This is a genomic window from Brevibacterium ammoniilyticum (assembly GCF_038429965.1).
Lineage (GTDB): Bacteria > Actinomycetota > Actinomycetes > Actinomycetales > Brevibacteriaceae > Brevibacterium > Brevibacterium ammoniilyticum.
Genome location: NZ_BAABNP010000004.1, coordinates 224,761 through 242,496 on the forward strand (window position 1 = coordinate 224,761; position 17,736 = coordinate 242,496).

General features: G+C 69.8%; 13 protein-coding genes. 1 reads left to right on the forward strand and 12 read right to left on the reverse strand.

From position 1 onward, the window contains the following. Positions 1-275: 275 nt before the first annotated feature. The 3 genes from AAHA49_RS06665 to cysK all read right to left on the reverse strand — a co-directional run bounded on the left by AAHA49_RS06665 (position 276) and on the right by cysK (position 3,411). A complete protein-coding gene (locus AAHA49_RS06665) occupies positions 276-1,229 on the reverse strand; it encodes a hypothetical protein (protein ID WP_342037695.1) in 954 nt (317 codons plus the stop codon). A gap of 319 nt (positions 1,230-1,548) precedes the next feature. Further along, positions 1,549-2,262 carry a serine O-acetyltransferase EpsC gene (gene epsC, locus AAHA49_RS06670; RefSeq protein WP_342037696.1) on the reverse strand — a complete coding sequence of 238 codons (714 nt, stop codon included), beginning with the start codon at positions 2,260-2,262 and terminating at the stop codon, positions 1,549-1,551. A gap of 219 nt (positions 2,263-2,481) precedes the next feature. Next, positions 2,482-3,411 (reverse strand): cysteine synthase A, encoded by a 930-nt coding sequence (cysK, locus tag AAHA49_RS06675; RefSeq protein WP_342037697.1) that lies wholly within the window; start codon positions 3,409-3,411, stop codon positions 2,482-2,484. Between the two features lie 525 nt (positions 3,412-3,936). Here cysK and def point away from each other — a divergent pair. Further along, positions 3,937-4,509, forward strand: coding sequence for a peptide deformylase (gene def / locus AAHA49_RS06680; RefSeq protein ID WP_342037698.1), 573 nt, complete (start codon positions 3,937-3,939; stop codon positions 4,507-4,509). Between the two features lie 33 nt (positions 4,510-4,542). On the opposite strand, the gene AAHA49_RS06685 is transcribed toward def, so the two are convergent. The 9 genes from AAHA49_RS06685 to AAHA49_RS06725 form a co-directional block, all read right to left on the reverse strand. Next, on the reverse strand, positions 4,543-5,682 hold the full coding sequence (locus AAHA49_RS06685) for a hypothetical protein (RefSeq protein WP_342037699.1): 1,140 nt from the start codon (positions 5,680-5,682) through the stop codon (positions 4,543-4,545). Positions 5,683-5,785: 103 nt separating this feature from the next. Next, complete coding sequence (gene gatB, locus AAHA49_RS06690) at positions 5,786-7,267, reverse strand: Asp-tRNA(Asn)/Glu-tRNA(Gln) amidotransferase subunit GatB (protein WP_342037700.1); 1,482 nt, start codon at positions 7,265-7,267, stop codon at positions 5,786-5,788. After that, complete coding sequence (gatA, locus tag AAHA49_RS06695) at positions 7,264-8,763, reverse strand: Asp-tRNA(Asn)/Glu-tRNA(Gln) amidotransferase subunit GatA (protein WP_342037701.1); 1,500 nt, start codon at positions 8,761-8,763, stop codon at positions 7,264-7,266. Before gatA ends, gatB begins: the two co-directional genes overlap by 4 nt. Position 8,764: 1 nt before the next feature. Next, on the reverse strand, positions 8,765-9,070 hold the full coding sequence (gene gatC / locus AAHA49_RS06700; protein WP_339392690.1) for an Asp-tRNA(Asn)/Glu-tRNA(Gln) amidotransferase subunit GatC: 306 nt from the start codon (positions 9,068-9,070) through the stop codon (positions 8,765-8,767). A gap of 182 nt (positions 9,071-9,252) precedes the next feature. Next, positions 9,253-11,649 carry a molybdopterin-dependent oxidoreductase gene (locus tag AAHA49_RS06705; RefSeq protein WP_342037702.1) on the reverse strand — a complete coding sequence of 799 codons (2,397 nt, stop codon included), beginning with the start codon at positions 11,647-11,649 and terminating at the stop codon, positions 9,253-9,255. Then, positions 11,646-12,131: a hypothetical protein gene (locus AAHA49_RS06710; RefSeq protein ID WP_342037703.1), complete on the reverse strand. Its 486-nt coding sequence runs from the start codon at positions 12,129-12,131 to the stop codon at positions 11,646-11,648. The genes AAHA49_RS06705 and AAHA49_RS06710 overlap by 4 nt, the downstream gene beginning before the upstream one ends. An 86-nt stretch (positions 12,132-12,217) precedes the next feature. Next, positions 12,218-14,479 carry an NAD-dependent DNA ligase LigA gene (gene ligA / locus AAHA49_RS06715; RefSeq protein WP_342037704.1) on the reverse strand — a complete coding sequence of 754 codons (2,262 nt, stop codon included), beginning with the start codon at positions 14,477-14,479 and terminating at the stop codon, positions 12,218-12,220. 93 nt (positions 14,480-14,572) lie between these two features. Continuing rightward, on the reverse strand, positions 14,573-15,727 hold the full coding sequence (locus AAHA49_RS06720; protein WP_342037705.1) for a uroporphyrinogen decarboxylase/cobalamine-independent methonine synthase family protein: 1,155 nt from the start codon (positions 15,725-15,727) through the stop codon (positions 14,573-14,575). Beyond that, positions 15,684-17,711 carry a S9 family peptidase gene (locus AAHA49_RS06725; RefSeq protein WP_342037706.1) on the reverse strand — a complete coding sequence of 676 codons (2,028 nt, stop codon included), beginning with the start codon at positions 17,709-17,711 and terminating at the stop codon, positions 15,684-15,686. Before AAHA49_RS06725 ends, AAHA49_RS06720 begins: the two co-directional genes overlap by 44 nt. Between the last annotated feature and the right edge of the window lie 25 nt (positions 17,712-17,736).

The window sequence follows — 17,736 nt, forward strand, 5'->3', positions numbered from 1 at the left end:
CTCCAGATGCTTATGTGGAGGATCCACGTCGATCAGCGGCCGGATTTCGCGGTGGATCCTCCACTCAAGTCGTGCGCAGCCCGAACGATTCGGGACGCCGATCCCGAGCCTCCGGCCCCCGTTCCCGCGCCGCCAGATGCTTAGGTGGAGGATCCGCGTCGAGCCACGGCCGGAATTCGCGGTGGATCCTCCACTCAACTCGTGACCGGGCACGGCTAAACACTGCAGCATGAGCCGAGGCTCGTGCGCCCGCGCACGACCGGTTCGGGACGCGGTCACCGCATGCCGCCTCGGCGAGCCATGTGGGTGGACAGCGACCGTGAGAACGCGCCCATGTCGGTTCGCTTGGCCACCCGCAGAACGACCCACCCTTCGGCTTCGAGGAGTTCGCGACGGCGGATGTCGGCGGCGAAGGCATCGGGAGAGGTGCGGTGGTGGTCGCCCTCGTACTCGATGGCGATCCGCAGATCCGGGTAGCCCAGGTCCGGGTGGAGGACGCACCTCCCGACCTCACTCGGCACGGCCGGGTGCAAGGCGGGTTCGGGGAAGCCGTTGGCGATCAGCCAGAGGCGCAGCCACGTTTCCCGCGGTGAATCGACGGTCGGACGCATGAGCGAGAGCGCTGCCTCGAGCTTGTCACGCGATCGGAGTCTCGGATGGTCAAGGACACTGCGCTTCAGCTCGTCGAGCGAAATGTAGGGAGCACCTGCCTGCCGCCCGATCGCCGCGTCGCCGAGCTGGACGAGTTCGTCGCGCGTGAGGTCCGGCGCCAGCTCGACAAGCAGCAGCGGAACGGTCACCAGCGAGACGTCGAGGAGTGCGATGTGTTCGGATGCGAAGCGACGTCGCCGATGGAGGCGAACACCGGGGCGCTCGATACGCATCGCCATATCGCCGGTGCTCACGTGCAGGTCCTCTGAGTTCATCCGATTCGGCAGCGGCAGCCCGTAGAGCCGCGCCGCGGTCGCGTGGCCCCCGGCGAGCCCAGGATGCAGCAGGCGGATGCTGCGGAGCTCGATCCATGCGCGGTTCCATCGGCTGTCCGCCCACGCCGGCACTGGAACTGCGTCGGCATCCGAGGTGTCGATCCACACGCCCCGGAAGACCTGCTCGTACCGGGGCTCGGATGACAGGGCGTAATGCGTGACGCCCCTGCGAGGGAGATCCTTCGCGGTGAACGGTGTCGGCACGGGGCGCAAGGCCACCGGTCCGTTGCGTGAGTTCCACATGAGCGAAGCGTCCACCGGATCGCCGCCTGTGACCACTGCCGATCAGGGGCCTGTGGACAGCCTCGCCCGGTCCACAGCACGGAGAGCACGAGTGGGTGCGATGCCTTGGCAGTCCGCTCACCGGCGGCTGGTTCGGTATCAGCTCGTGACGACCGGTGCCGGCGCCCCTCCTCGTCCACAGGCTCTCAGCACATGAGTCGGCGAACGCGCAGGCGATGAGTGGAGGATCCGAATTGAAATCGGCCCGTTCAGCGAGGCGGATTCTCCACCAAGCGACGTGCGCGCACGAGGGCGCGTCGTCGCGCGAGAACGCGCCTGTTCAGATCCAGATGGCGGGGTCGAAGAGCTCGAAGTCCGCCTCGTCGGAGGTGCGCTGGTCGGCGTCTGTGCGTCCCGCCTCGGTGTCGGCCTTCGCCGGTGTGGGCACGGAGGTCGGCGCGGCACCGGTGCGCTTGGGACGGACGGTGGCGGGGATGCCGACCGCGCTTGAGTCGGAAGGGACGTCCTTGACGACGACGGCGTTGGCTCCCACCGAGGAGTTGTCGCCGACGACGACGGGACCGAGGATCTTCGCCCCCGAACCGACGAGGACGTGGTTGCCGAGCGTCGGATGCCGCTTCGTCTTCTCCATCGACGTCCCGCCGAGGGTGACCTGGTGGTAGAGCATGACGTCGTCGCCGATCTCCGAGGTCTCCCCGATGACGACGCCGTTCGCGTGATCGATGAAGAAGCGTCTGCCGATCGTCGCGCCCGGGTGGATCTCGACACCCGTGAGAGTGCGCACGACCTGGGAGAGGAGGCGCGCGGGAACCTTGAGCTCATCGTGCTGCCACATCCGGTGGAGCCCCCGATGCGCCCAGATCGCATGGAGTCCGGGATAGGAGAGGATCGAGACGAAGTCGTTCGATGCCGCCGGGTCACGGCGCTGCACCGTATCGAGGTCCTCGCGCAGAGCCTCCCGGACGCCCTTCCGACTCAACCCGTAGGCCGCCGCTCCTGCCGCTGCCGCCGCCACCGTCCACAGTGCCTTCATCTCAGCTCTCTCCTTCGCCTCTCTTCTCGACCCTACCCAGCGACCGCCTCGGCGAGCGATCCCGTCCGCCCGACGGTCGAGCCCCACTTCCGTGGGTGAGCACCGATCCGAACGACCGAGGGGGCGTCGGAGTCCGACGCCCCCTCGGTGCGGTCCGCGCGTTCACGCACCCGGTACGCCCGAGCACTCGGTCACGCGAGCACCCGGGTCCTCGTTCACTCAGTCGTCGAGGTACTCGGAGAACAGCGGCGTCGAGAGGTAGCGCTCGCCGAAGTCCGGGAGGATGACGACGACGCGCTTGCCGGCGTTCTCCGGACGCGAGGCGACCTCCTCGGCGGCGACGAGGGCGGCACCCGAGGAGATGCCGACGAGCAGGCCCTCCTCGAGGGCGACGTTGCGGGCTCGATCGAAGGCGGCGTCGTTGTCGACGTCGACGACCTCGTCGTAGATCTTCGTGTCGAGGATCGCGGGCACGAAGTTCGCCCCGATGCCCTGGATCGTGTGCGGTCCGGCCTTGCCTTCGGTCAGCAGCGGTGAAGCGGAGGGCTCGACGGCGACGATCGTGACGTCGGGCTTCGCCTCGCGCAGGGCCGCACCGGCTCCGGAGATCGTACCGCCGGTGCCGATGCCGGCGACGAAGATGTCGATGTCGCCGTCGGTGTCGGCGAGGATCTCAGGTCCGGTCGTCGCCTTGTGGATCGCGGCATTGGCCTGGTTCTCGAACTGGCGGACGAGGACGGCGCCGTCGGCGGCGATCTCCTCGGCCTTCTCGACAGCACCTTTCATACCCAGGGCCTTGTCGGTGAGGACGAGTTCGGCGCCGAAGGCACGCAGCAGCGCCCGGCGCTCCTTCGACATCGATTCGGGCATCGTGAGCACGACCTTGTAGCCGCGCGAGGCTCCGACCATGGCCAGGGCGATGCCGGTGTTGCCGGAGGTCGCCTCGACGATGGTGCCGCCGGGCTGGAGCTGACCGGACGCCTCGGCGGCGTCGATCATGGCCACACCGATGCGGTCCTTGACGGAGTTCGCGGGGTTGTACGACTCGAGCTTCGCGATGATCTCGGCGCCCGTGCGCTCGCTCGCCTTGTTGAGGCGGATCAGCGGCGTGCGGCCGACCAGTTCGGAGACGTTGCTGTAGATGGTCAAGTCAAGTCCTTCCAGGTGTGCTTGCCTGCGGTGCTGTGCACCAGCGCGCCGGTCCGCGGCACGTGGCCCTGTCATCTCGTGGAACGAGACGTCGTACGGCCCATCTTAACCACGCGACCCGAACGTTCGCCTCCTCACAGGTTGCTCAACAATCTGTGTTCGCTGGGGGCGAAATAGTTCGACACATGGCGACACATTCACGTCATCGCCAGGTCACCTGGGCGACATCGGCTCGGGCGGCGCGTGCACCTCCCCGCGATCACGCCGGAACCGCTGAGCAATCACCCCTCGCCGAGGCGGGTCACCGACCGTGCCCGCGTTCCGACCGCGCGGCGCCGGGGCGGGCTCCCGGCGCCGGAATCTGAGATGCGCGGGAGGCCAGCGTCTCGAGGCGCGGGGCAGCGTCTCGGGGCGGGGAGGCGAGCCGCGGATGGGGCACAGCGCGCAGCCCTGCATCGTGTCGGTGGCCACGCTCACGTGCAGGCGGCAGGGACTGCCGCCGTCTCTCTGGATACGATGGAGTCCATGACCGTTCATCCCATCGTCATCTACGGCGAACCCGTGCTCCACCGTCCCGCCGAGACCGTCACCGACTTCGACGACGAACTGCGCACACTCGTCGCCGATATGCACGAGACCCTCGATGCGAGCAACGGCGTCGGGCTTGCGGCACCGCAGATCGGCGTGGGCAAGCGGATCTTCGTCTACCACGCCGACGACGACGCAGGCGTGCGCCGCCGCGGAACCTTCATCAACCCGGTGCTCGTGTCCTCACGGATCCCCGACACCCGCCCCGACCCCGCCGAGGAGACCGAGGGCTGCCTCTCGGTCCCCGGCCTCGACTTCCCGCTCAAGCGGGCCGAGCGGGTGACGATCAACGGCGTCGACGAATTCGCAGAGCCGGTCTCGCTGAGCGCCGAGGGATGGTTCGCCCGCATCATGCAGCACGAGTACGACCATCTGCTCGGCACGCTCTACGTCGACCGTCTCGACAAGCGCTGGTCGAAGAAGTGGAAGAAGGAGCAGGCCGCCGCGGGCTTCGACGAGCCCGGACTTTCGTGGATGCCCGGGGTCGACCCGGACCCGTTCGGCCACTGATCTCAGGCCACTGAGTTCAGGACGCGCCCCCGGTCACTGCGCCGGCTGCTGCGGCCCCGGTCCCGCCTCGGTCTCGAGCGACTTCTGCGCCGCGGCGAGGCGGGTGTCGAAGTCGTCGAAGGTGTCGGCCGTCTGCTCGAGTTCGGCGAGCAGGCCGGAGATGACCTCGGACTGGGAGTCGGCATCGATGCGCAGCTCCCGGAACTGCCAGTCGGCGGAATCGTCGGCGGCGGTGCGGGAGAGCACGTCGAGGACCCGGTCGCCGAGTTCGCGGGAGCGCTCCGAGTTGTGGAGCAGGACGAGTTGCTGATCGAGTTCGAGCAGCCGCAGATAGTACTCGTGCATCGACACGACCCGGTTCGCCATCGAGGTGAACGCGACCGCGAGCTTCGTCAGGTACGCCTCGACCGTCGCCGCCGTGCCTGCGTCCTTGATGCTCTCGATCTCCTCGCGCAGCCGCACCAGTTCGGCCAGGCGCACCCCGATCGACGCGACCGCATGGTCGAGGTCGACACGCGAGACATGGTCGGTGAGGATCGGATGCGTCCACGCACGGGTGCGCACGATCTTCCGCGCGGTGGTCACCGCAAGGTGGAAGAGCCGCTGTTCGTCGGTGTCCCGGCCCTCCTTGCGTCCCGGCAGGTAGCCGAGGTTCGCGGGTGTCAGCCATTCGGCGCCGGCGGCGCGCTGCCGATTGCGGCGGTTGAGTCGTTTGGGGTCCCGGAGGTACTTCGGGGCCGTGACCGCGGCGTAGACGCCCGTGCCCACGGCTGTCGCCCCGCCGAGGATGCCGAACGTCAGCGCGGCATCGAAGAATCCCGTGATCAGGGCCAGTCCGCCGGGGGCGGCGAAGCCCACGGTGACCGCGCTGCCGGCGGCGGTGCCGCCCTTGAACATCGCACTCGAGCGGAAGAAGTTCCGCCGCATCGCGCCGGTGAGCATGATCGCGCTCGGAGACCCGGCCGTGTACCGGTAGCCGCGGGCCTTCCACGCCTCGAGGATCTCATCGTTGACGCTCTCGGGAACGAGCACGCGGTAGATCGGCACGGTCCTGCCGCATTCGCTCTTCCACAGCGCCTTCCACGCATGGGCCATCGCGTCCACCTCCACGCTCTGCACGATGACGACGACCGCTGATGCGACGCCGCCACCACGGAGAATGCGAGAAGCCACACCCTCCGACTCATCCATGGGAGCCGGATCCGAGGCGGATCCCGACTCCCTTTCGGGAGAGTCTAGAGGGCGTGGCTGGACCAACGCTGAGTCCGCCGGAGGCTCAGCCGTTGATCTTGGCGAGGATGAGCTCCTTGGCCTTGCCGGCGTCGGCCTGACCGCGGGTGGCCTTCATGATCGGTCCCATGAGGGCGCCGATGGCCTGCATCTTCCCGCCCTTGATCTTCTCGACGACGTCGGGGTTTCCGGCGATCGCCTCGTCGACGGCGGCCTCGAGCGCACCGGTGTCCTCGACGATCTCGAGTCCGCGGGCGCTCATCACCTCGGCGGGTTCGCCCTCACCGTCGGCGACGCCTGCGAGGACGTCCTTCGCCAGACGGTCGTTGAGCTTGCCGTCGGCGAGCAGCGCGGTGAGCGCGGCGACCTGGACGGGGGTGACGAGTTCGGTCGGGTGGATCTCCCGCTGGTTGGCCAGGCGGGCGATCTCACCGGTCCACCACTTGCGGGCCGCCGGGGCGGGGCTGCCCGCGACGACGGTGTCCTCGATGGCCTCGAGGAGACCGGCGTTGACGATGTCGCGCATCTCGAGGTCGGAGAAACCCCATTCGGCGGTCAGCCGGCGGCGCTTCTGCGCCGGCAGCTCCGGCAGGGACGCCTTGATCTCATCGACCCACTCGCGAGACGGCACGAGGGGAACGAGGTCGGGTTCCGGGAAGTACCGGTAGTCGTCGGCGTCGGACTTCACGCGCCCCGAGGTGGTCTCCCCCGTGTCCTCGTGGAAGTGCCGGGTCTCCTGGACCACGGTCTCCCCGGCCTCGAGCACGGTGGCCTGCCGGGCGATCTCGAAGCGCACGGCGCGTTCGATCGACCGGAACGAGTTGACGTTCTTCGTCTCGGTGCGCGTGCCCAGCGGTGCCTCGGGGCTCTCGCGCAGGGAGACGTTGACGTCGGCACGGACGTTGCCCTGCTCCATCTTCGCCTCGGAGACGCCGAGGGCGCGGAAGATGTCGCGCAGGGTCCGCACATAGGCGGCGGCCACCTCGGCGGCCCGCTCCCCCGTCCCCGTGATCGGGTGGGTGACGATCTCGACGAGCGGAACCCCGGCCCGGTTGTAGTCGACGAGCGAATGGTCGGCTCCGTGGATGCGCCCGGCGGCACCGCCGATGTGGGTGTTCTTCCCGGCGTCCTCCTCCATGTGGGCGCGCTCGACGGGGATCGTGAACGCGGTGCCGTCCTCGAGCTCGATCTCGACGGAGCCCTCGGAGGCGATCGGCTCATCGGACTGGCTGGTCTGGAAGTCCTTGGGCACGTCGGGGTAGAAGTAGTTCTTCCGCGCGAACCGGCAGGATTCGGCGATCTCGCAGCCGAGCGCCAGCCCGATCCTGATCGCGTACTCGACGCCCTTGGCGTTGACCACCGGCAGCGAGCCGGGCAGGCCGAGCGAGGTGGGGGTGATGTTCGAGTTCGGGCCCCCGCCGAAGGTGTTCGGGGCCGCGTCGAACATCTTCGTCGCGGTGCCGAGCTCGACGTGGACCTCGATGCCGATGACGGGATCGTACTTCTTGATCGCCTCGTCGTATTTCACTTCGTCAGTCCTTCCGCAAGGGTGTTGAGCACGCGGGATCCGGCAGCTTCGAGCGCCGCTTCGAGCGGACCGGCCACCGCGTACATGCGGGCGTCCTCACGCGCCGGGGCGAGGATCTGGAAGCCCACAGGCAGGCCGTCGGAGAGCCCGGCCGGCAGGGAGAGTCCGGGGATGCCGGCGAGGTTGGCCGGCAGGGTCGCGACGTCGCCGAGGTAGAGGGCCATCGGGTCGGACGCGGACTCCGCGCCGAACTTCAGGGCCGTCGTCGGGGCCGTCGGGGAGACGAGGACGTCGGCGGAGGCGAAGGCCTTCGCGAAGTCCCGCTGGACGAGGGTGCGGATCTTCTGCGCCGAACCGTAGTAGGCGTCGTAGTAGCCGGCCGAGAGCGCATACGTGCCGAGGATGATGCGGCGCTTGACCTCGGCGCCGAAGCCGGCGGCACGGGTCGCTGACATCACGGTCTCCGCGGTCACCGGGCCGGTCTCGGGTTCGACGCGCAGGCCGTAGCGCATGCCGTCGTAGCGGGCGAGGTTCGAGGACACCTCGGAGGGCATGATGAGGTAGTACGCGTCGAGGGCGTAGGAGATCGCCGGGCAGTCGACCTCGACGATCTCGGCGCCGGCGGCCGCGGCGACGTCGAGGGCGGCGGTGAACGCAGCGGTCACCCCTGCCTCGTAGCCGTCGCCGATGAGCTGCTTGATGACGCCGAGCTTCTTGCCCTTGAGGCTGCCGTTCTGCGCGATGCTCACGAAGTCGGCGACCGGGTCGGGCAGTGAGGTCGAGTCGAGCGGGTCGTGTCCGGCGAGGAGGCCGTGGAGGGCTGCCGCGTCGGCGACGCTGCGGCCCATGGGGCCGACCTGGTCGAGGCTCGAGGCCATCGCGATGATGCCGTAGCGCGAGATCGACCCGTAGGTGGGCTTGACGCCGACGGTGCCGGTGAAGGCGGCGGGCTGGCGGACGGAGCCGCCGGTGTCGGTGCCCACGGACAGGGGCGCCTGGAACCCGGCAAGCGCCGCGGCGGCACCACCGGAGGAGCCGCCGGGGACGTGGTCGAGGTTCCACGGGTTGCGGGTGGTGCCGAACGCCGAGTGCTCGGTCGTCGAGCCCATCGCGAACTCGTCGAGGTTGGTCTTGCCGAGCACGGGCAGTCCGGCGGCCTTGACCTTGAGGTGGACGGTCGATTCGTACGGCGGCACCCAGTTCTCGAGGATCTTCGAGGCCGCGGTCGTGCGCACGCCTTCGGTGACGACGAGGTCCTTGAGCGCGATCGGCACACCGGCGAGCGCGTGGAGCTCCTCACCGCGGGCGCGACGGTCGTCGACGTCCTTGGCCGTCGTCAGGGCGAAGTCGTCGGTGACGGTGATGAACGAACCGAAGTCGTCCTCCGTCTCCCGGATCCGGTCGAGGTGGGCCTGCGTGACCTCGACGGAGGAGAACTCGCCGGAGGCCAGTCCTGCGGCGAGTTCGAGGGCATCGGCGGTGATGAGTTCGCTCATGTCACTCCTCCCCGAGGATCTGCGGGACGAGGAACTTCTCATCCGCCGAGGCGGGGGCGGCCGCGAGCGCCTGCTCGCTGGTCAGCGTCGGACCCACCTCATCGGGGCGGAGCACATTGGACAGGGCGATCGGGTGGCTCGTGGCCGGAACGTCGTCCCCGGCCACCTCGTTGACCCGCGCCACGTTCCCCACGATCGTGGTGAGGTCGCCGGCGAGTGCGGCCAGTTCGTCTTCGCTCATGGCGATCCGCGACAGCGACGCCAAGTGCGCCACCTGTGCGGGGGTGATTGCGGAGGACTCCGTCATTCCCTGCCTTTCATCGTCGTTCAACACTGCGACAAGTCTAGTCTCTCCCCTGCCTGCGCCCGTGCAGTCCGCACGTGATCTCCTCCTCGCCGAGGTGCTCCCCCGGGTCCGTGCGAACCCGGGCTGAGGTGCCGGCTGGGGTGGGGCCGGCGAGAGTGGGCAGGCTCGGTGCCGGCGTCGATTCAGCCGACGAAGGTCGGAGGCCTGCTCGTCACGGTCACCGCGGGTGCCGCGTCCCGGTGGGCTTCGACACGCACGAGCGTCGAGAGCGCCGCAGGTCCCTGTCCGAGTCGGGAGGTCCCGCGGTCTTTTGTGAGGACGTTCGGGTTGCCGTGGATCTCGAGGGACCCGTCGACCGTGGGGTCGGCGGCCTGATACCAGGCTCCGGCGGAGAGCTGGATGACGCCGGGCCGGACGTCGTCGCTCAGGCGGGCTCCGGCCAGGCACGCGCCGCGGTCGTTGAAGACCCGGACGGTGTCGCCGTCGGCGATCCCGCGTCGGGCGGCATCGGCGGGGTTGAGGCGGCACGGTTCGCGTCCTGAGACCTTCGCGGCCCGGCTGCCGCCGGACATGTCGAGTTGGCTGTGGAGTCGGTGTCCCGGCTGGTTGGACACGAGGTGGAGGGATCCCGGCGGGGCGTCGGCGGCGCCGAGCCATTCGCCGGGTTCGATCCAGGCCGGGTGACCTGGGCAGTCGTCGTAAACGAAGCCGGCGATGGTCTCGGAGAAGAGTTCGATGCGTCCGCTCGGGGTCGTGAGCGGGTGCGCCTCCGGGTCGGTGCGGAAGTCCTCGAGGATCACGGTCGAGCCCTGCGGGATGTCGACGCCTCCGGCCTCCCAGAACGTCGCGAATTCAGGCAGTTCGATGCCGTGGGCGGAGGCCGCGGTGCGGGTCGAGGTGTAGAGGTGCTCGATCCATTCCATCTCGTCCCGGCCGGCCGTGAAACGCTCGGCTTCGCCGAGGCGGGCGGCCAGTGCCCGGAAGATCTCCCAGTCCGAACGCGCCTCGTGGCGGGGGGTCAGTGCCCGGTGCATCGCAACGATCCGCCTGTCGCCCGAGGCGGCACCGAGGTCGTTGCGCTCGAGGCTCGTCGTCGCCGGGAGCACGATGTCGGCGTGCCGGGCGGTGGCCGTCCAGAACGGTTCGTGGACGATGACGGTCTCCGGTCGGGTCCACCCGCGGCGCAGCCGGTTGAGGTCCTGATGGTGGTGGAACGGGTTGCCGCCGGCCCAGTAGACGAGCCGGGTTTCCGGGTAGCGGCGGATCGCCCCGTCGAACTCGTACTCCTCACCGGGGCCCAGGAGCATGTCGGCGATCCGGGCGGCGGGGATGGGTGCGGTCACGGGGTTGTCACCGACGGGCAGCCTCGGCGAGGGGAACGGGTGCTGCCAGCTGCCCATCGTCCCCGTCGCCCCGTAACCAAACCCGAAGCCGCCGCCGGGCAGACCGATCTGCCCGAGCATCGCAGCCAGCGCGAGCGCTGCCCAGAACGGCTGCTCCCCGTGGTCGGCGCGCTGCAGCGACCAGGCGACGGAGATCATCGTCCGGTGGGCGGCCATGTCCCGGGCGAGGGTCCGGATGGTCGCGGCCGGGATCTGCGTGATCGCCGCCGCCCAGTCGGCGTCCCTGACGATGGTGTCGTCGCCGGCCTCGCCGAGGAGGTAGGCACGGAACCGCTCCCACCCCACGCAGTGCGTGGTGAGGAAGTCCGCGTCATGGAGGTCCTCGACGAGGAGGGTGTGGGCGAGGCCGAGCATGAGCGCGGTGTCCGTGTTCGGTCGGATCGGCATCCACTCGGGGTCGACGACATCGGGGGCGTCGTCCCTGATCGGTGAGACCGAGACGAACCGGCAGCCGTGGGCCCGGGTCTCGCGCAGCCGTTCGGGGATCGGGTGCGCGGAGAGGCCCCCGGATTCGAGCTGAGTGTTCTTCAGAGCCAGGCCGCCGAACATCACCCACAGCTGCGTGTGCTCGGCGACGACGTCCCAGCTGCTCAGCCGGCCGTTGGCGAACTGGGCGGGTCCGAGCACATGGGGCAGGATCGCCGCGGCCGCCCCGAAGCTGTAGTTGCCGACCTGGGAGGTGTGGCCGCCGATCGCGTTGAGGAAGCGGTGCAGTTGGGTCCTGGCATGGTGGAAGCGGCCGGCGCTCGCCCACCCGTAGGACCCGCCGAAGATCGCGGCGTTGCCGTGGACGGCCCGCACCCGTTCGAGTTCGCCCGCGACGAGGTCGAGGGCCTGCTCCCAGTCGATCTCGACGAAGGGATCGGATCCGCGCAGGTGCGCTCGCCGCTCCTCGCCGAGGTGGCTGGGGCAGTCGTGCTCGCCGAGGTGCTGCCCGCCGAGGCGGTCCTCGCCGGTTCGTACGGGGGTTTCGCGGCGGGCGCGCACTGCCTCGAGCCAGGAGGAGCGGACGGCGGGGCGGCGCACTCGCAGCGGTGAGTCGACGGATTCGGCGAAGTCGCGCAGCATCGGACTCGGGTGGGCGTCGTCGGCGGGTGGACGGATGTCGGTGAGGACGTCGTCGGTCACGACGGCGGTGAAGGCTCCCCAGTGCGAACTGTGCGGAACCGTGCTCACACGCTCACCCGTTCCGGCCAGGTCCTCTCTCCGCGGATGTAGGAGGCCATGTCGCCGAGCACTCTGTCGGCGTCGGCTTGGGTGATCTCACCGGCATCGACCCCGGATTGGAGGTCGGCGGCGAGTTCGAGAACCCGGGCTTCGGCCGATTCCGCTCCCGACCCTGCCGCGATCGAGGAGGTCGGGGTCGATCGCTCCGGCACGGTCGAGTCGAGGGTGCGCGGGGTGATCGGGGCGACCTCGGCGGTGTCGAGGCCCCCGGGCGATTCCTCCGCCGGACCGCCGAACCACGGCTCCGCCTCCACGAGGTCCCCGGCCGACCGGCTCGGGGCGGGACCCGCGGTGAGTTCGGCGGCTAGTCGTTTGCCGTGCTGGGCCGGGTTGAGCACGAGGTCGGCGAGCCCGGCGGACAGCGGTGCGGCGGTGAGGACGGCAGCGAGGACGACCGCCGTGCCGGCGATCACGCGGGGAATGGCCTTCATGTCCTCCACTCTTCCAGACGAAACTGTCCGAGGTCTTGGCTCTGTCTGTGTTCTTGCTTGATCGGTCCGGTCGACGCCGCCTGCGATCAGTCGAGGCTGCCGGTGGCGAGCAGGTTCCGGAATCCCTCCTCGTCGAGCACGGGCACCCCGAGGGATTCGGCCTTCTCGAGCTTCGAACCGGCGTTCTCCCCGGCGACGACGTAGTCGGTCTTCTTCGACACCGAGCTCGCGGCCTTGCCGCCGGCGGCGAGGATGGCCTCCTTGATGCCGTCACGGGTGAACGTGCTCAGCGACCCGGTCGCGACGATCGTCAGACCGGCCAAGGTCTGCGGGGCGGATTCGCCGGCTTCGTCCTCCATGCGCACACCCGCCTCCTGCCACCGGTCGACGATCTCCTCGTGCCAGTCGACTGAGAACCAGTCGCGGATGGACTGCGCGATCGTCTCCCCGATGCCGTCGACGGCGGAGAGCTCCTCGAGGCTCGCCGCCCGGATCGCTGCGAGGGAGTGGAAGTGAGCGGCCAGCGTCCGCGCGGCCGTCGGACCGACGTGCCGGATCGAGAGCGCCACGAGCACCCGCCACAGATCCTGGTCCTTGGCCTTGTCGAGTTCGGCGAAGAGCTTGACCGTGTTCGCACTCGGTGCGCTCGGCTTCTTCGCGGTCCCGCGCGTGTAGAAGTAGGGAACGAGTTCCCGCTCCCCGGTCTCGACGCCCTTGACCCGCTTGTTCCGCCAGATCTTCACCTCGGCGAGGCCCTCGGGGCGCAGGTCGAAGAGGAACGCCTCGGAGGTCAGCGGCGGGGTCTCGGGTTCGGCGGGGGCGGTGAGCGCGACGGCGGCCTCCTCACCGAGGGCTTCGATATCGAAGGCCGCGCGGGAGGCGAGGTAGTACACGCGGTTGGCCAGCTGCGCCGGGCACGAGCGCGCGTTGGGGCAGCGGACGTCCTTGTCTCCCTCCTTCTGCTCCCCGAGCAGGGTCCCGCACGAGGGGCAGTGGGTGGGCATGACGAATGCGCGTTCCGAACCGTCGCGGGCGGCGACGACGGGGCCGAGCACCTCGGGGATGACATCGCCGGCCTTGCGCAGGGTGACGGTGTCGCCGATGAGCACGCCCTTGCGCTTGACCTCGTAGCCGTTGTGGAGGGTGGCGCGTTCGACGGTGGAGCCGGCGACGGTGACGGGCTCCATGACCGCGAACGGGGTGACCCGGCCGGTGCGCCCGACCTGGACCTGGATGTCGAGCAGCTTCGTCGTCACCTCCTCCGGCGGGTACTTGTACGCCGTCGCCCACCGGGGAGCCCGGGAGGTGTAGCCGAGGGCCTCCTGGACGGCGAAGTCGTCGATCTTGACGACGATGCCGTCGATCTCATGGGTGACGTCGTGCCGGTGGTCGCCGTAGTAGGAGATGAACTCCTCGATCTCGTCGAGCGTGCCGAGCACCTTGTAGTACTCGCTGATCGGCAGCCCCCACTGCCGGAACTGCTCGTAGACCTCCGACTGGTGGGCGGGTTCGGGATGGGAGTCGTCGGCGGGCGTCCAGGCGGCGATGCCGTGGACGAGCATGTGCAGGGGCCTGGATGCGGTGACCGCAGGGTCCTTCTGCCGCAGGGACCCGGCGGCGGAGTTGCGGGGGTTGGCGAACGGGGGTTTGCCCTCGGCGACGAGCTGGGCGTTGAGTTCGGCGAACTTCTCGACGGGGAAGAAGACCTCCCCGCGGATCTCCACCTCGGCGGGTGGGAACTCGGTGTCGAGGCGCTGCGGGATGTCGGCGATCGTGCGGACGTTGGCCGTGATGTCCTCGCCGATGCGGCCGTCGCCGCGGGTGGCGGCGCGGACGAGTTCGCCGTTCCGGTAGAGGAGGTTGACGGCGAGCCCGTCGATCTTGAGTTCGCAGAGGAACTTCGACTTCGCACTCACGGCGTCGCGGACGCGGTCGTGCCAGGCGCGCAGCTCCTCGAAGTCGAAGACGTTGTCGAGGCTGTACATCCGGCCGATGTGCTCGACGGGCGCGAACGTCGAGGTGTCGACGCTGCCGCCGACGGTCTGGGTCGGCGAGGAGTCCGTGACGAGTTCGGGGAACTGCTCCTCGAGTGCTTCGAGGCGACGGGAGAGTTCGTCGTATTCGGCGTCGGAGACCAGGGGCTGGTCGTCACGGTAGTAGGCGCCGCGGTGGGTCTCGATCTGCTCGGCGAGTTCGGCGTGCAGCTTCGCCCGGGCCGCCGCGTCGCTGAGGTCGACCTCGCCGGCAGCGGTGCCGTCGTGGCCGGTGCTGCCCGAGTCGCCGCTGCCGGCAACTCCGTGGCCAGCGTCTCTCTGGCCCGTGCTGCCGTCCTTGACCGTGTCGTCCATTCGTCCCTCTCCTGTCTCGCCCGATGTCCGTGCTGCCTGACCCGATGTCCATGCTGCCTCTCCAACCCGAGGCGGTGTGTCCGTTCCGCTCATCTACGCCTCCTCGAGGGCGCGGCGCAGCCCGGCGGCGAGCCGCATCGCCGGCTGGTCCGCCCGTGCCGGTGACGCGGCAGGGTCGAGCAGCGGCGGGTGGCTCAGCGACAGCTCCTCACCGGTGAGCACACCGAAGCGGCTCAGGCTGGCGGCACCCATGCCGACCCGGTGCCACGGTTCGGCGATGCCCTCGAGCCATCGCCTCACCTCCTCCGGTCGTGACCCGGCTTCCGCCGGCAGTCGCAGCCATGTGCCCACACCCGCCTCCGACAGCGTCGCCAGCTGCTCCCATCCTGCTGCCCTCAGACTAGCCAACGGCACTGACACGGCGGCGGCACCGGTGCTGCGGACCACCTCGGCGGCGGGGATCGTCTTGCCCCGCACGTTGAGCGGTGCGAGGTCGGGGAGGCTGAGGATGACCGGCGGCAGGTGGCGCAGGGTCGAGGTCAGGGCCGCGTAGACCTGGGCCTCGCCGATCGCGGGCAGGCTCGCGAACCCGGACACGGTCGGCCAGGTGCCGGTGAGGACGGGGTCGAGGCGCATCTCGGCGAAGCGGACGACGGAGGACAGGCCGAGTCGGCGCAGGCGTTCGGCGAGATCGGCGATCCCGAAGGCGTAGGACTGGATGACGTCGCGGCGGGCCCCCGGGTCGCCGAGCACACGCACCCCCGAGGAGAGGCTGAGCGCGGTGACGAGCGTCCACGGGCCCGGCAGGGAGATCTGGACCGGGCCGGCGAATCCCTCACCGTATTCGGCGACGGCGTCGAGGGCCTCCCCGAGACCCGAGGCTTCGAGGCGTTCGTCCCGACCGGCCGTGCTCGTCAGCCGCCACCCGTAGGAGACGCGGTCGACGTGGAGGTCGCGCAGGAGTCCGACCGCCCGACCGATCGCGTCGGCACCCCACCGGTCGCCGGAGGGGCGGGCGATGAGCGGGACGGGCGGGAGACCGTCCGAGAGCAGGCCGAATCCCGCCGAGGCGGCCTGCCGGGAAGCCTGCCCGGGACCGAGGTCGAGGGCCTCGGGGATCCACACACCCGTCGTCGTCGCCGAGGGTGCCGGTGCGCTCGGACCGGCGTCCGACCGGCCCGAGGTCACCGCCTCGCTCCCCCGCTCAGGGGTGCCTGCGGCTGCGGGGGATTCCGAAGACGTCGACATAGAAACGGAACTCGCTTTCGAGGGAATCGATGATGGTCTCGGTGCGGACGAAGCCGTGGGATTCGCCTTTGTACAGACGGTAAATGTACTCCACTCCCGCAAGCCTGAGCATGTCGACGAACTGGGCAGCCTGATTCGGCGGGACGATCGGGTCCCGGTCGCCCTGCATGATCGCGACGGGCACGCTGATCTGCGTGGTGCGGTGGATCGGCGACCGGGAGAACAGCTCGTCCTGGGCCTCCGGCCAGGCGCCCACGAGCCCGTCGACGTAGTGCTTCTCGAAGTCGTGGGTGTCGACGATGAAGCGCATGAGGTCGGTGACGCCGAAGTACGAGGTGCCGCAGGCGAAGACGTCGGAGGAGGCGAGCGCCGAGAGTGCCGTCCAGCCTCCCGCCGAGCCGCCGGAGATCGCGATGCGCTTGGGGTCGGCGAGGCCGTCGGCGACGAGCGCCTTCACAGCGGTGACGATGTCGTCGACGTCGACGATGCCCCACTGACCGCGCAGGCGCTCCCGCCAGGCCCGGCCGAAGCCCGTCGATCCCCCGTAGTTGACCTCCATGACGCCGATCCCGCGGGAGGCGAAGTAGCTCATCCGCGCCGACATGTCCGCTGTCGCCTGCCCGGTCGGACCGCCGTGGGCGACGACGAGGTAGGGCGGGCGTTCGCGTTCGAGGGCGGCGAAGCGCGGATTGTGCGGCGGGTGGATGACGACGGGGACCCCGCCGAGGCGGCGCGTGAAGGGACGCGAGTAGTAGTCGTCGTGCGCGTCGAGGCGTTCGACGGCGATCTCGCGGATCTCCCCCGTCACCCGGTCGACGGCGCACAGCGCCCCCGATGACTCGGGCGATTTGAGGGTGAGGAGGACGTGGGTGCGCCCGAGGTCGTGGAGTTCGATGCTCCCGCCCGTCGCGATCGTCTCGACTGTCGACGCTGCGGCGCCAGGGTCAGTCGCCGAGGCGTCAAGGTCAGTCGCCGAGGCTGTCGTCGGGACCGTCGTCCGGGCCCGGACGAGCGCGGCGAGGTCGGACTGCGAGTGCGCCCAGATCTCGTCCCCCTCGCCGAGGTGCCACGTGGCCCCCAGCTGCCACAGGGGTCCCCCGATCTCGGCTCCCGTGTCGAGGACGGGACGCAGGTCCTCGGTCGTCCACGCCACCGGGCGCGGCGCCGGGGAGGCGGCGATCGCCTCGGCGAGGTCGAGGGAGTGCAGGGCCCACTGCCCGGTGTGGTCGGAGATGATCCGCAGCGTCGTCGGGGAGGAGAACTCGGGCTGGAGAAGCGAGACGCCCTCGCCTGAGGTGGCCGCGCCTGAGACACCGTGGAGGACCCCGCACACCCTCCCCGAGGTCGAGGCCTGGAGGTCGGTGACCCACAGGCTCGTCGCATCCCACGGCATGTTCGGGTGCTCCCAGCCGATGAAAGTGAGCAGCCGGCCGTCGGGTGAGAGCCTGGGCCACGCCATGAAGTGGGACTGCCGGGAGAGCACCCGGGTCGTCCCGTGCCGGGTGATGAGGACGATCGCGCGTTCGCGCACCGTCGACCGGCAGTCCTCGCGCACGCAGAGCAGACCCCACGGCGTCATGTGGAGGTCGCCGTAGCGGACGAGCCCGGACGTGTCGCGGGTGAGCGCGTGCGGGGACCGGCCGGGGATGATCTGCCACACCCGCTGGTCGGCGGCGTTGACGAAGCAGATGACCTCGCTCAGCGGGTCGAGCGCCCACGCCCCGCCCCCGTACTCGTGGACGGCGGAGCGGATGTTGAACGTCTCCGGCAGAATCCGCTCACCGGCACCCGGATGGGACAGGGAGGTGCGCACGAGACCCGTGCGGGAGTTCTCCTCGGGGAACTTCGTCGAATAGTAGACGTGCTCGCCGCGGAACTTCGCCTCGAAGATCGGGGCGGCCCCCGCGGCGACCTCGGCCGCGCTCAGCGGCGACGACCACGTGCCGTACGGCGCGGTGACGACGTCCTGCGGGGATTCCTTCATGACCTCAAGGCTACCGCCGACCACC